Consider the following 14,879-nt stretch of genomic DNA (forward strand, 5'->3'; position numbering starts at 1 on the left):
GTTATATTATTGTATTTTTTAATTTTCTTTCTAACTTTCTTCAAAATAAAAAGAGAAAATCAGGTAACATTAATTTAGTTAGCCTTCTTATCTCTTACTTAAAATATCACTAAAATATTTCTAATCACACCTATGGGAATTTCTTTTAATATATTGCTGTGTATATGGACATATCTCAATACACTTTCCACATAAAGACATCTCTATTCCTATTCTTTGTTTTAGTAGTTCTCTTGCTTTTTTACGACATTTAAAAGGATTTATTAGTTCTTCTCTTGTTGAATTTATATTCCATAAATTACCTTTTATTACTGTTGCTGGGCAAGCATCAACATACTTACTACATTTTCCGCACCTAGAATCATTGATAGGCATATCTGGTATGACTGGCATATCAGTTAGTATTGAAGAGATACGAACTGCACTACCATATTGTTGAGTAACTAAAAGAGCATTTTTGCCAATCCAACCCATTCCTGCCCGTGTAGCAACTGTCTTATGTGGTAAATAAGTAGTCAAATTTTCATCACTAGTAACATATGTTGAAGTTTGAGCTAGTGCACTATATCCCTGCTTCTCTATGTATCTTACACAGCATATAGCGATATCATCAAGTTCTTTGTTTATTTTTTTGTATTCATCATAATATTCTTTTGTTGGTCCTTCATAAATACCTTGTATAATTTCAGGCTTAAATTTTATTGCAAATGCAATACCATACTTTAGATTATTATGCAATGAGGTATTAACGCTATTTAAATCTGCAAATCCAACCAATGATGCCCCTAGACTTTTTAGATATGACTTTAATTCATTCTCCCTCACAATACTTTCTCCTAACTCAAAGAATTGATAACATAAATTTTAAATAGTTTCAAATTGCTAATTTTACAATTAATCCCTTCCTTAATTTTTCTTATAATACATTCTTCAGGAGTTTCTCTTTTCTTTTTAACAATTTTATACTTACATGTTTTGCACTTTCTTTAAAAGTTTAATCAAAAGTATTTTTTTCTATTCCTGGCAGGATACTATAAATAGATTTTCCTATTTTGCTCTCAAAATATTCTTTTATTTCAAAGGTTTTTTTCCATTTCTCTAGTGTAAAATCAGTAAATCCATATCTCATAACCACATCAACCATCCTTTTTTCTATTAAACAAAATCCTGATGGAAGAGCTAATACATCACATAATTGAATTAATTTATCGTATGAATTATATTCGATATTACCTAAATAATTTTTAATAAAGTCGTATTCTGTTTTAGTTAAATCCATTTCTCCACATATATCATCTACATTACTGCATAGAAAACCATGAGTGATTGAAATTCTAGCCACAAAATCATATCCATTTTCTAATGCATAATTATATCCAGCAATAGCATGTCTTACATAATGTCTACCATTCCTTCTTCCAATATCGTGAAGCAATCCCAGTACATAAGCTGTATCTTCATCCAAATCCCTATCATATTGAGCAATTAAGGCCGCTGCCTCTGCTACATATCTTGAGTGTTCCACCCATGGACCAGGATTTAAAATAGATGCTTCCTTTAATATTTCTTCTGCAATCCTCCGACTTGGAACTTTGTATTTCAATTCTTCCATTATTCTTCTCCTTATTACTTAAATAGATTAATAGTTTAAATTTTTTCATAACTTTCTCTAGATTATTCTATAGTCACCATTTAAATTCCTTTAAATGAAAAAACCATGAAACTTATTTTTAAGAATCATGGTTTTTATCTCATTTTTTATTAACTTTAACTACTCAACATTACAAATTACTTAATTATAAAAGATAAAACTCCTAAACCTATACACGTAATTCCACCTAACAATTGGCCTATTCCAGAAGCTTCTCCTAATATTAAAAGGTTAAAAATATTTTTTCTTGTTTGCGTTTTCCCTACAAACGCCTTATCTGTTTTCATTCTATATACTCCCCATAATGTTAATACTACTCCGAAAAGTATAAATAATAGTTTTTCAATTATCATAATATTTTCCTCCGCTCATTATTTTATTATTTTATTGCATACATTTTTATAATTAGTCATCTTCTTCAAATATAAAAGTTTCTTCAATTGGTAGGTTAAAGACCGAAGAAATTTTATATGCCAATAAAACAGATGGATTATATTGTTGTTTTTCTAAAGAAATAATTGTTCTTGAAGACACACATACTTTATCTGCTAATTCTTGTTGTGTTATCTTATGTTCTAAACGCAATTCTTTTATCCTATTTTTCATAGCCTTCTCCTAATTAAAGAAAATAATTATAATATTTTTTAGCTAATATATTCGTAATCATGCAAAATATTATAATTATAAATAAAGCAGCATTTGTTGGAATTGTAATCCATTTTGAAAGAAACATCATAAGTATAATCACAATCATTAGAATTCTCATGGTAAAGTGTGAAGCTTTTCCTTCTATTAAATCATCTCTTTCATCATATTCTTTTGACATCTCTCTTTCCAACTGTTTTCTATTAGCATTATATTTAATGTGGGAAGTTATAGCTAAAACTAAAAACCCTACCCCTACGAAAAACATTATAATACCTGAATAAAATACTTCTGTAATACTAGCTCTAGTATAATTAAAAATTATTTCAAATAAACCCATTATGAGAATTGCCAATGAGCATAAATAAAGCTCAGTAAATCTATTTTTCAAACGAATCGCTCCTAACATAGTGTAATATGAAGTTTACTTCATGTGAAGTTAATTTCATATTAATCTATGTTGAATGAGATGTCAAGAATTAATTTATTTTGTTAGTACCATTGTATTTTGACAGTGTTATGGAAAATTACTCTTGATAATCTACATATTGTTCAATAACAAGAGCAGCAGGCAACTTGATTAGTTATAAAGCAAAACTAGCCTATATATTAATTTAACTAGCAAATTAATATATAGGCTTCTGTAATTATTGAATATACTTATATCTCGCTAATATCTAAAACTTCATCTACAGCTCTATTAAAACTCCTTTTTAGATTGAAGATGCATAGAATAATTAGTATAACTGCAATACTTGTAAAGGAGTTACCTATACCAATTAAATTGTATAGTGGAGTAGCAATTAAAAGTCCTCCAAGAGCCAGAGCATAAGAAAAGTAAATAATGCCTTCTGGATTTAGATTTAATAAAATATCAGAAACTGCTACTTTATAGGTTTCATAAAACCTTCCTAATACTGCAAACATGCTCATTATAATAAATACAGTTTTAGCACTGGAATATCTTGTAAATATCTTATATCCTTCAATGCCACTTTTTATTATTCCAGAATCTCTGTTCATTAATAAAAATAAAGAGAAATGCAAAAATCACACTAACTAGATTAGTAACCATAATAACCCTTTTCTTATTATAAGCGTCAGCTATGAGTCCTGATAAATAAAGCATAGGAATTCTTAAAACACCCCTAGAAAGCCACATAAGTGCCACCGCACCAACGGATTTTGTTAAGCTATATATGTATACAGTTACACCTATATTGTAAAGATAATCTCCTATAGAAGAAATAAATCCTCCAATAGATAACAAAGTAAAGTTTTTATTTTTTAATAAATCTTTGTACAAATCACCATCCCCTAAACAATTATTATCTTTAGTTTAATAGCAAAATTTAGAAATTTTAAGTCTATATTTTGCATTTTTTAAGTGATATAATTAAGTTAGGGAAATAAATTATTGAAATAGAGCGTGTTTATATGTTATCAATATGAGCCAAGGACTTTATATTAACTCTTCAATTTTTTCATATAATTCATCTGCCGAATCCGCTAGAATCATTTCGTCATTAACAAGTGCATATGGATTAGTGGCACAGTCTCCACAATATCCTAAGCATGATTCTACGGTTACATCTACGTCAGGATAATTCTCTTGTAATTTCTTCATGGTATCTTCAGTTCCATATGTAAAATTATTTTCACAAAATTTTATTTCTGTCATATTTATTCTCTCCTTTATTTTTTACTTTGTATGTTATCCAATAATTCTGTTACTGAAATTTTAGATAAATCAATAGCTTCTAAGGATATTTCTTTTTCTATGGCTGATTTTAATATTGGTGATCGTTTCGTATCTCCAATTACAATGGCCCCTACTATTTTTCTATCTCGTATATATACCTTCATATATTGACCTTCATCATTATCCTCTACAAGAACATTAGTTGCATTATTTTCATCTACACACCCCATAGAAAATAAGGATAATTTAAAAGCGTTTAAAGTAGTAACAGGAACAATATGCTTATAAGTACTATCTTTTCCTATCATATTATATCCTGCAACTTTACCCTGGCCTATTGATATATTCCACAGTCCTGGAACAAAGTTATCAAGTTCAGCAACGTCACCTGCTGCATATATATCTGCTATATTAGTTTCCATCTTCTCATTTATAACAATTCCTTTTTCACACTTAATAGGCGTATCTTCAAACATTTCTATGTTAGGCTTTATTCCAGCAGAATATATAACTTTGTTACAAGGCATAAATTCATCTGAACTTATTACAACACCTTCAACCTCATTATTTCCTGCTATTTTATTAACTCTCGTATTTAAGTGTATATTAATATCAAACTTTTCTACTGAATCCTGAAGTATTTTAGATGCCTTTTCATCTAATTGATTTGGCATTAGTCTAGATTGAATCTCAACAATAGAAACGTTGATTCCATGCTGATTCAAATTCCAAGCAGTTTCTAACCCTTGTATTCCTCCACCAATGTTTATAACACTTTCACCTTTTTTTATTTTACTTTTAATATCCCATGCATCCTGTAACGTTCTTAAGTTAAAGACACCTGGTTTTTCTATGCCTTCAACTGGAGGTTTATTATTTCTTGCTCCATTTACTAATAAAAGTTTGTCATACTTAAGTATACTTTTATCACATAAAACTACTTCTTTATTTTCAATATTAATCTTTGCCACTTTTTTGCTTACGTAAATATTAACCTTATTTTCTTCATACCAAGATTTCTTTAGAAGAAGAGTATTATCTTCAGAGAGTTCATCAAATAGATTCTTAGACAATTTTATTCTGTTATAAGGGTAAAATTTCTCTTCTCCAAATATAAATACTTCTGACTCTTTATCTACTTCTCTTATGGCTTTCACCGCAGTAATTCCTGCTATTCCATTTCCGATTATAATAATCCTATTTGTCATATTAATTCACCCCCCTTTTATATTCCTTTTGAATATACTGCTGATGGGTTTGGAGCTAATACTACAAATAATGACATATCATCATTGCCAGTATTTTTTATACTAAACACCTCTACTCCTTTACAATGAATTACATCTCCTTGTGTTATTTTATTTAAACTTTCATCTACAGTCATTTCGCCATCTCCGCAAAGTACATGAATAAGTAAATCACTTTGCTCATGATTATGTGGTGGCACACCTTGCCCTGGTCTAAAATTTAAAACAAAATTCAATATCTTATCTTCTTTGTAAATTATTTTCTTAGTTAAGGATTCATCATTGTACATTATTTTGTCAGATATTTTTTCTATTTTCATAAATTAATTCTCCTTCATCTTTGTGTTAGTATTATATAATATAAATCTTATACTCTTAGTATTGTGTAATTTTCATATTATTATTAACTATATTTTTAAAATATAATAATAACTCTTTTTGCATTTAAGTGGTGATATGCTTATTAGAAAAATTGCAAGGGTATTAAAATCCGTATTTACTAATGAACATATTACTTCAAAAATGCAATCTATATTGGATACCGCTGATAGCAATATGTATAATAATAAAAAATGTAAGAAGTTATAAAAAAAAGACTAGACATTTTTATTTTAAAATGTCTAGTCTTATTTGTTTTTCCACTTAATAAATTTTTAATTCGATTTTATTACAAATAATCAATATTTATCTTAAAATTAAATATTTTTACATTACGTTTCAGCTATCTATTCTACAGTAACTGATTTTGCAAGGTTTCTTGGCTTATCTACATCGCAACCTTTTTCCATGGACATGTAGTAAGAGAATAGTTGCATTGGAATTATAGCTATAACTGGAGCTAATAAGTCCATTACTTTTGGAATGTAGATTGCTGATTCTACAGATTTTTCTATATCTGTGTGACCTTCTTGAGCCACTGCAAACACTCTAGCTCCTCTTGCAATAACTTCTTTCATATTACTTACAGTCTTATCAAATAAGTCTTCTTGAGTTGCCATAGTTACTACTACTGTTCCTTCTTCAATTAAAGCTATTGGACCATGTTTTAATTCTCCTGAAGCATAAGCTTCTGAATGAATATAAGATATCTCTTTTAATTTTAAAGATCCTTCCATTGCTACAGCATGGTCAAGGCCTCTTCCTAGGAAGAACATGTTATTTTCACAGCAAGTTTTAGCTGCTAGAGCCTTAACTGCATCATCACACTTAAGTGCTGCTTCTGCTTTTTCTGGAAGAGCTAACATTTCTGTTTTAATAGCTTCTATCTTATCTTGAGGTACTGTACCCTTTTGCTCTGCAAAGAATAGAGCAATTGTGTACATAGCTATTAATTGAGTTACATAAGCCTTTGTTGATGCAACTGCTATTTCTGGGCCTGCCCAAGTGTATAGTATATCATCGGCTTCTCTTGAAGCTGAACTTCCAACTACATTAGTAACAGCTATTACTCTAGCACCCCTTTTCTTAGCAAGTCTTAAAGCTGACATAGTGTCTGCTGTTTCTCCAGATTGGCTAACAACTATCATAAGAGTGTTTTCGTCTATTATTGGATCTCTATATTTAAACTCAGATGCTATATCTACTTCAACTTGTATTCTAGCAAGTTTTTCAATAATATTTTTTCCAACTAATCCAGCATGGTATGCAGTTCCACATGCTACTATATATACCTTGTTTAATTTTTCTATTTGTTCTTTTGTAATAGTTATATCATCGATTCTTATAGGTTGACCAGGAATAATCCTTGAAGCCATAGTATCTCTTATAGCCTTTGGTTGCTCATGGATTTCCTTCATCATGAAGTGATCATATCCACCTTTTTCAGCAGCATCAGCATCCCAAGTTACATTAAATACTTCTTTCTTAACTTCTTTTTCATTTTGGTCATATATTTTTATTCCATCTTTAGTCATAACAACAAATTCTTTATCTTCTAAAAGATAAACTTTTCTTGTTTGATTTAATACAGCTGGTATGTCTGAAGCAATGAAGTTTTCATCTTCTCCAAGACCAACTATTAATGGGCTTTCATTTCTTACAGCTACTAGTTTATCAGGCTCATTAGCGGCTATAACTCCTATAGCATAGCTTCCTTCTAGCTTTTTAGTGACTTCCATTACTGCCTTTAGCAAATCCCCTTTATAGTAGAAATCTACAAGGTTTGGAATAACCTCAGTATCTGTTTCTGACTTAAACTCATAGCCTTTTTCCATAAGCCATTCTCTAAGTTCCATATAGTTTTCTATAATACCATTGTGAACTACAGATATAGTTCCATCCCCATTAGTATGAGGGTGTGAATTTAAATCTGATGGCTTACCATGAGTAGCCCATCTAGTGTGTCCTATACCTATATGTCCTTTTATTGGATCTTCTTCTAACTTTTCTTCTAAATTTGCAAGTCTACCTTTGCATTTTGTAAGATCAATACCCTTCTCATTTAGTATAGATACTCCAGCTGAGTCATATCCTCTATACTCCAGTTTACTTAATCCTTCAATAAGCAGTGGTGCTGCTTCTCTCTTTCCAAAATAACCTACTATTCCGCACATAAAAAAATCTTCCTCCTAAATGTCTTCTATTTCAAATTAGATTAACTCTATATGAACAAGAAAAACCTTTGATTTAGTATTTTTTTAAAAATACTTATCAACTTATCCACATTTAGTTAAGGTTTTACACCAGATTGCTTTGTAACAGGAATCACTTCCTGTCTTTATCAATCGTTAACGGTAGTGCGATACCGTGGGGCACCCGCCGAAGATTCGATACTCCCCATCCTCGTCAACTCCTCAGAGTCCTGGCGCTTAGTTACGTGGTTAGACTATTACCTCCTTCCCAACACCTGGTTTTCAAAGTGTATTTTAAAAGAGTTAGGATGTCCACATTTTATATACTCTCCTCTACTCATACTCCACATATACGATATAAAAAATAATAAAGTTTGTGAACTTAATATTAAAATTAATTTTTAAAACCAAATTTTAATAATTATTTATCCAAAATCTAAAACCAATTAACCTCATTATATTATATTCATTTAATACATTTTGGTCAATGGTATTTATTAATAGTGTCTATTAAATGAAATTCATCTATATATATACATATCCTAATTATAATATTATTCAATTAAATATTATTTTATTTCAAATTAATTCCACAATTATTAATATTTATTTAATTTCAATGTGAATTATACAAATATTTATATATAAACATAGCTAAAATTTTTTATATATAAATATTTAACTATGAAACTATAAATCTATTTACCTATAAAACTATATAACTAGTTAACTAGTTGTTCTCCCCATGCGGTCTTCCAGGTTTTTCACATTTAAAATATAAAATAAATAATATAAAAATGTATAATAAACTCGACATTCAATGTAAAGTATACTATACTTAAATTGTAAAGCATACTATACATTTAAATTCTAATATTTATTACAAATAATATTAATAGAACAGGATGTGATAAGTTGAAAAATAAAATCCAAGAACTTCGAAAAGAAAAACGTGTTACGCAAAGTGAACTTGCTGATGCTGTAGATGTTACTAGACAAACAATTATCTCTTTAGAAAACGGGAAGTATAAAGCTTCATTGGTGTTGGCCCATAAAATTGCTCAATATTTTGAAATGAATATTGAAGATATCTTTATTTTTGATTTGGAGGAGGAAAATTTATGTTATTAAAAGCCATTATATCTAATGCAACAACGGATAAGGACTACAAAAAAGTACTAAAGAAAAGAATTTCTTTACTTTACATTGTGATTATTCTAGGAGTAGCCACTCTAGCTATTAGCTTTATATTCTCTGTTGGAAAATATAATTATTTACCTGACTTTTTAAGTGGATTTTATACAGGAATCGGTGCTTCACTAATTACAATAGGTTTAATATTTATCATTAAGATAAAAAAACTTTTAAAAGATGAAAAGAAATTAAAAGAAAAAAGATTAGAAGAACAAGATGAAAGAAATCAATTGATCACACAAAAATCTTTGTACTCTGCTGCTATTATAATAAATATTCTTGCATATATCGGTTTGATGATATCTGGAATTTTTAACCTTGCTGTATTCTGGACTCTATGGACTGTCCTTATTATATTTATGGTTATATTTGTCATTCTGCAAGTGTACTATAGTAAAAAACTCTAATTGAATTTTATAAGTAAAAAACCCGTGAAATTTCACGGGTCTTATTTTATCTATTTGCTTTTTCTTCTATTTTTTTAGCTAGGTCATGAGCCATTTTATCTATCTCTTCTTGATTTTCACCTTCTAGCATTACTCTTACTAACGGTTCTGTACCTGAAGGTCTTATTAACACTCTACCGCAACCTGCCATTTTATCTTCCATTGCTTTTATGTCTGCCATGATTTCTTCATCTTTTTCATGGATGTCCTTCATGTTGTTTGGTACCTTAGCATTTACTAATACTTGTGGTAATTCCTTCATTGTTGCTGCAAGTTCACTTAATGGCTTTCCAGTACTCTTTACTGTCTCTGCAAGTTGAAGACCTGAAACTAAACCATCTCCTGTGGTATTGAAATCTAAGAATATAACGTGACCTGATTGCTCTCCTCCAATAGAATAGCCCTCTTTAGCCATCTCTTCTAATACATATCTATCCCCAACTTTAGTACTAACAGTTTTAATTCCAGCTTCTTTTAAAGCTATGTGAAGTCCAAGGTTACTCATAACAGTTACAACAACTGTATCATGGTTTAATTTACCTATAGACTTAAGGTGTTTAGCTGCTATTACCATCATGAAATCTCCATTTACAAGATTTCCTTTTTCATCTATTGCGAGACATCTATCTGCATCTCCATCAAAAGCTAATCCTAAGTTACATCTATTTTCAACAACAAATTTCATTAGATCCTCAGGATGAGTTGATCCACAATCCTTATTTATATTGATTCCATCTGGATCACTATTAATGATAAAAACTTCTGCTCCTAGTTCTTTTAACGCTTTTACTGATGTTTTATAAGCTGCACCATTGGCACAGTCAACGGCAATTTTCATACCACTTAAATCACCATCAATTGTAGATTTAGCAAATTCTACATAGTCATTTATAGCATCTTCTCCTATGTATTTTCTACCTAACATTCCTCCTGTAGGAATATTGATTCCTTCAAAATCACTTTCTATTAACTTTTGAATTTTATCTTCTAATTCATCACTTAATTTAAATCCATCTTTATTAAAAAACTTAATACCATTATATTCAACAGGATTATGTGATGCAGATATTACAACCCCTGCTTCTGCCTTATACTTCTTTGTTAAATATGCAACGGCTGGAGTTGGAACTACTCCTAAACAAAGAGCTTCTGCTCCTACTGATAATATCCCTGCAACTAAAGCTGATTCAAGCATATCTCCAGATATTCTTGTATCCATTCCTACGATTATTCTAGGTTTGCTAGTGCACTGAGTTAAAACTAATGCTCCCGCTTTTCCAAGTTTATATGCAAGGTCTACAGTTAATTCCTTATTAGCAATTCCTCTTACTCCATCAGTTCCAAACATTCTACTCATATATAAATCTTCTCCTCTTAGTATGATTTTTTATCTTCAATAATCTTATTTTTCTATTAAGTTTACATCACTATGTGAAATTCTCATTACAACATACAGGTTAATTATAATACAAATTATGTATCATAACAATAACAGTTTACCATTATACATTCTATACGAATAAAAGCAACACAAAAACTGTGTTGCTTTTATTATATATTATTCCTATCTCATATTAACTTTCTAACACAATACTATTTGTTTTCTCTATAAGCTCTTCTACAGTACCATCACTGCTTTCATACTCCATTAATTCTTTACTTCCTTTAACAAAAACCAAGGCTATAGTGAATATAAATGATATTCCTAGAAGGGATAATACAGCTACTCTTATAGGTAAAATTTCACCTAAGACTCCACCAACTAAAGCTCCTATTGGCTGTAGCCCTCCACTTATGGTATTCATTAATGCTCCAATCTTTCCTCTCTTATCTGATGGTACTACAAGCATTATTGCAGAATTAAATATAGTATTAAAGACTACATTACATAAAAAGGATATAAATGCTATAGGTATCATTACATAAAAATTTTCCACTATAAATACAAAAGGTAATGTTCCAAGACATATCAATGCACCAAATTTATAAATTTTAAATTTCTGATTCTTTTTTATATTAATTATAGATAAAAATCCACTACCTATTAACATTCCCATAGGAATCACTGCCATAAAAAATCCGTACCTTTCTTCACCTAGAAAGGGCATAGTTTTAAAATATGGGAGTATTAATATAAATGCAGCATTAGCAAACAGATTTAGTAATGATGCAAGTAAGAATAAGTTTCTTAATGTCTTAAAGTTCCAAAGGAATTTAAATCCTTCTTTAAAGTCATCTACAAAAGTAATTTTATCATCTTTTTTCTCTCTTTTAGGCTCAGTTATAAACATTTCTGTAAAAGCTGAAATTAAATAAGATACACCATTAGCTAAAAACATGTATGGAGCACCTATTGTAATATATATAATTCCACCAACAGCACTCCCTATCATATCCATACCAGATGTTGCAAGACTTGTAACCGAATTAGCCTTCACAAACTTAGACTCATGAACTAATTCTGGTTTTATCGAACTTACTGCTGGACCAAAGAAAGCAGAACATAATCCACTAATTATCCCTACTACAAATACCATCCATACCTGTATAAATCCAAATATACCTGCAATACCTACAAAAGTAACAGCTACACCTCTTATAAAATCTGTTATAACTATGATATTCCTTCTATTCCACTTATCTACAAAGACTCCTGCAAAAGGTCCTAAAACTATCCTTGGTAGCATTGTAAGAGCACTTAAAAGTCCCATAAGTCCAGTAGATCCAGTAATATCTAGTATCCAAAAGTTTAATGCCATCATATATAATATGTCCCCAAGCATAGATACTAGCTGTCCTTGCCAAAGCAAGAAAAAATTCTTATTCCATAACCTTATATTTTCTCCATGATTTTTTAATTTATCCTCCATGATTTCCCCCTCATTGTAAAGTACATTTACTGTTAATTGCTTATATCCTTACAGATTCTTTAACTATCCCATTATCTTCTATAATAAGTTCCCCTGAGTATTCAACTTTGTTAATTATTGAACCTTTTCCTATAGTAACATTTTTGCCTCTTACTATATCTACCTTAGAATTTTTAAGTAGTATGTCATCTCCTTCTATACATTCACATTGAAGGCTTCCTTTATTTTTAAATGAACTTGAAAATAGTGAACCTATTATTCCATTCCTTGATATATTTTCTGTTACTGCTACAAATCTTCCACCTATTTCTTTAATATGATGGTTTCCTGACATGGTAATGTATATCTCATCACCATTTATTAGTCCATTACTGTTTATATCCCCACTTATAATTATCTTTTCTCCTTCTATGCCATCCTTTATAGTTATATCTCCAGATATGACTATATCTCCCCCAGTAACTTTACCTCCACATTCTATATCTCCTGAAGCTTCTATTTTATCTGCTTTCAAGTTTCCTCCCATATCCGCATCTCCGCTTAAATGAAATAGACCACTGCAATATAGATTACTTTTTACCTCTATATCCCCACTTATTTTAAGAGTTCCACACTCCACTCTTCCATCAATATTTACATCTCCACTTACCTTTAATTCGTCTTTTACATATAAGTTTTCATGGATATCTACATCTCCACTAACCCTTAAAGTTCCACATTGCAGGTTATTTTTTATGTCCACATCTCCACTTACCTTAAACAAGTCTTCACAGTATACATTTCCTTTTAATTCTGCATCTCCACTAACATTGATAGTTCTACAATTAACATCCCCTTTTATAGTTCCATCTCCGCTTATCTTTATATCTCTATAATTTCCACCTTCTGATATCCAGTCATCATTTATTTTTAAATCATTACAATTGTCGTAATTCATTTTTACACCCCATTTTTATACTATTAATTATTAACTATAGCGTTAATCTCATTTTAAGATTTTCTATAATATTTTTAATGTTTATTTCTCCTATGATTTTACTACCATCATCCACAATTATTTTTTCTCTGTATGCTACTACACAAATTCCAATTCCTAATCTTCTTATGATATATAGTGTTCCATCCTTTTCTTCTATATTTTTATATTCCTTATTAATAAGCTTTAGTATAATTTCTATTTCACTAATGGTTAATTTTCCTAAGTCAAATTCCCTTTGAAGAATATCCATGAGTAACACATCTTTAAAATTATATTCTTCCTTTTCTCTAAATATATCCTTATATATAGGAAGGGTTTCTTCTCTTATAATTTCCTTTTCTATAAGATACTCTTCACTTACATCATCTACCTTAGGTTTGTTAGTAAACATAACTGCTAAATCATCTAAAGGCATATCATCCTTAAGATCTATAATTTTATTTATTCTATTTATTATCTTTTCTCTAGGGAAAAATGTTTCTTGACCTGTATAACTTGATTTTTTTATAAACCACTCCTCTGGAATAAGTTCTTTTCTCTTCCATCTATACAGTTGTCCGTAAGATATTCCCGTCATATCTAATATTTCTTTTTTAGAAATTAACTCTTCTTCCACTTTATTTCCTCCTCTTTTTTAGTTTAGTTTTTAGCTTTAATTTAACTTTTTATCTTTAGTAATTAAAATATTTTAAAATCTATAGTTTCATTTCCTCTTCAATAACAGATTCTGAATTTAGTTTTTCAAGACTCTCACTATATTCTATTCTTTTAATCTTACACCCTTCTCCTATGGTAATTTTTCCTCCACGAACCACATCTGCTATGGTGTTTTCCAAATAAATTTCATCAGCTTCAATAGTTCTAGTAGTTAAATATCCAAAGTTCTTACTAAATAATTTACAAATAAATCTTCCTATAGCATTCATAGTAGAGTATTCCTTTAAAACTCTTACCTTAGTTGCTCCAATTTCTTCAACCTCACAACCACCATTTAACTCTATATTTACTTCATCCCCATTTACCATTCCTAGGGTTTTTAGTACACCTTTAATATTTATAATCTCTCCCTCAATACCATGACCTACTCTAATTGCACCTAAAAGCTTAACATTTGTTGCATTTATTCTTCCTTCAATTCTTCCTGATCCTGCCACAGTGAGCTCTTCACCTTTAAAGTTACCTCCTATTTTACCACTTCCACTGATGTTAAATTTCTTTGCATGAATAGAACCAAGAACAGAACCACTTCCGCTGATACTACCAGTAACGCAGTTTAAGTCTCCACTTACCTTTCCGCATCCACTAATACTAAAACCATTGCTTATAACAGCACCTTCAACTTTTCCACTACCACTAATACTAAATTTTTCACAGTTTACATCTCCAACAATTTTTCCACTTCCACTGATAGATGCAATCCTATATCTTCCTCCTGCCGCACTCCCTGAACCTGATATTTTTAAATCTCCAAACTGTTCATTACTCACCATAATTTATACCTCCATTTTATTTTCACGTAATAATGTTACATCAAATAATTACACACAGCTCCTTAATATAGTAAATAGCCATATA

At 29.9% G+C, this 14,879-nt stretch carries 18 protein-coding genes; 2 read left to right on the forward strand and 16 right to left on the reverse strand.

All coding sequences use genetic code 11. From position 1 onward, the window contains the following. Positions 1–120: 120 nt before the first annotated feature. The 11 genes from B2S02_RS17780 to glmS all read right to left on the reverse strand — a co-directional run bounded on the left by B2S02_RS17780 (position 121) and on the right by glmS (position 7,797). Positions 121–825 (reverse strand): 4Fe-4S double cluster binding domain-containing protein, encoded by a 705-nt coding sequence (locus tag B2S02_RS17780; protein ID WP_346847759.1) that lies wholly within the window; start codon positions 823–825, stop codon positions 121–123. Between the two features lie 169 nt (positions 826–994). Continuing rightward, positions 995–1,612 carry an HD domain-containing protein gene (locus tag B2S02_RS17785; RefSeq protein WP_346921105.1) on the reverse strand — a complete coding sequence of 206 codons (618 nt, stop codon included), beginning with the start codon at positions 1,610–1,612 and terminating at the stop codon, positions 995–997. A gap of 176 nt (positions 1,613–1,788) precedes the next feature. Next, positions 1,789–2,004: a hypothetical protein gene (locus B2S02_RS17790; protein WP_346847761.1), complete on the reverse strand. Its 216-nt coding sequence runs from the start codon at positions 2,002–2,004 to the stop codon at positions 1,789–1,791. 52 nt (positions 2,005–2,056) lie between these two features. Then, positions 2,057–2,257 (reverse strand): helix-turn-helix transcriptional regulator, encoded by a 201-nt coding sequence (locus B2S02_RS17795; protein ID WP_346847762.1) that lies wholly within the window; start codon positions 2,255–2,257, stop codon positions 2,057–2,059. A 13-nt stretch (positions 2,258–2,270) separates the two neighbouring features. Then, positions 2,271–2,687, reverse strand: a complete 417-nt coding sequence (locus B2S02_RS17800; protein WP_346876687.1) for a hypothetical protein — start codon at positions 2,685–2,687, stop codon at positions 2,271–2,273. Between the two features lie 269 nt (positions 2,688–2,956). Then, the gene (locus B2S02_RS17805) at positions 2,957–3,319 is read right to left on the reverse strand and encodes a hypothetical protein (protein WP_346876688.1); all 363 of its coding nucleotides are present in this window, start codon (positions 3,317–3,319) and stop codon (positions 2,957–2,959) included. Beyond that, the gene (locus tag B2S02_RS17810) at positions 3,282–3,602 is read right to left on the reverse strand and encodes a hypothetical protein (protein WP_346921106.1); all 321 of its coding nucleotides are present in this window, start codon (positions 3,600–3,602) and stop codon (positions 3,282–3,284) included. The genes B2S02_RS17805 and B2S02_RS17810 overlap by 38 nt, the downstream gene beginning before the upstream one ends. Before the next feature lie 156 nt (positions 3,603–3,758). Continuing rightward, complete coding sequence (locus B2S02_RS17815) at positions 3,759–3,977, reverse strand: DUF1450 domain-containing protein (RefSeq protein WP_150845930.1); 219 nt, start codon at positions 3,975–3,977, stop codon at positions 3,759–3,761. Positions 3,978–3,991: 14 nt separating this feature from the next. Next, the gene (locus B2S02_RS17820; RefSeq protein WP_346876689.1) at positions 3,992–5,206 is read right to left on the reverse strand and encodes an NAD(P)/FAD-dependent oxidoreductase; all 1,215 of its coding nucleotides are present in this window, start codon (positions 5,204–5,206) and stop codon (positions 3,992–3,994) included. Between the two features lie 17 nt (positions 5,207–5,223). After that, complete coding sequence (locus B2S02_RS17825) at positions 5,224–5,565, reverse strand: cupin domain-containing protein (protein WP_346847767.1); 342 nt, start codon at positions 5,563–5,565, stop codon at positions 5,224–5,226. Positions 5,566–5,970: 405 nt separating this feature from the next. After that, a complete protein-coding gene (gene glmS / locus B2S02_RS17830) occupies positions 5,971–7,797 on the reverse strand; it encodes a glutamine--fructose-6-phosphate transaminase (isomerizing) (protein ID WP_346876690.1) in 1,827 nt (608 codons plus the stop codon). Positions 7,798–8,730: 933 nt separating this feature from the next. Here glmS and B2S02_RS17835 point away from each other — a divergent pair. After that, positions 8,731–8,946, forward strand: coding sequence for a helix-turn-helix transcriptional regulator (locus B2S02_RS17835; protein WP_035133418.1), 216 nt, complete (start codon positions 8,731–8,733; stop codon positions 8,944–8,946). Then, positions 8,937–9,416 carry a hypothetical protein gene (locus tag B2S02_RS17840; RefSeq protein ID WP_346869291.1) on the forward strand — a complete coding sequence of 160 codons (480 nt, stop codon included), beginning with the start codon at positions 8,937–8,939 and terminating at the stop codon, positions 9,414–9,416. Before B2S02_RS17835 ends, B2S02_RS17840 begins: the two co-directional genes overlap by 10 nt. Positions 9,417–9,462: 46 nt before the next feature. Here B2S02_RS17840 and glmM read toward each other — a convergent pair whose 3' ends face one another. From glmM to B2S02_RS17865, 5 genes are all read right to left on the reverse strand, one after another. Further along, positions 9,463–10,812, reverse strand: coding sequence for a phosphoglucosamine mutase (glmM, locus tag B2S02_RS17845; protein WP_346847771.1), 1,350 nt, complete (start codon positions 10,810–10,812; stop codon positions 9,463–9,465). Positions 10,813–11,029: 217 nt separating this feature from the next. Beyond that, the gene (locus B2S02_RS17850) at positions 11,030–12,325 is read right to left on the reverse strand and encodes an MFS transporter (RefSeq protein WP_346876692.1); all 1,296 of its coding nucleotides are present in this window, start codon (positions 12,323–12,325) and stop codon (positions 11,030–11,032) included. A gap of 40 nt (positions 12,326–12,365) precedes the next feature. Continuing rightward, positions 12,366–13,262 (reverse strand): polymer-forming cytoskeletal protein, encoded by an 897-nt coding sequence (locus tag B2S02_RS17855; protein ID WP_346876693.1) that lies wholly within the window; start codon positions 13,260–13,262, stop codon positions 12,366–12,368. Positions 13,263–13,296: 34 nt separating this feature from the next. Continuing rightward, positions 13,297–13,920 (reverse strand): DUF4004 family protein, encoded by a 624-nt coding sequence (locus tag B2S02_RS17860; protein ID WP_346847774.1) that lies wholly within the window; start codon positions 13,918–13,920, stop codon positions 13,297–13,299. A gap of 79 nt (positions 13,921–13,999) precedes the next feature. Further along, positions 14,000–14,794: a polymer-forming cytoskeletal protein gene (locus B2S02_RS17865; protein WP_346876694.1), complete on the reverse strand. Its 795-nt coding sequence runs from the start codon at positions 14,792–14,794 to the stop codon at positions 14,000–14,002. Between the last annotated feature and the right edge of the window lie 85 nt (positions 14,795–14,879).

The sequence above is a fragment of the Clostridium sp. UBA7339 genome (assembly GCF_002470865.1).
In the GTDB taxonomy this organism is placed as follows: Bacteria; Bacillota; Clostridia; order Clostridiales; family Clostridiaceae; genus Clostridium_J; species Clostridium_J sulfidigenes.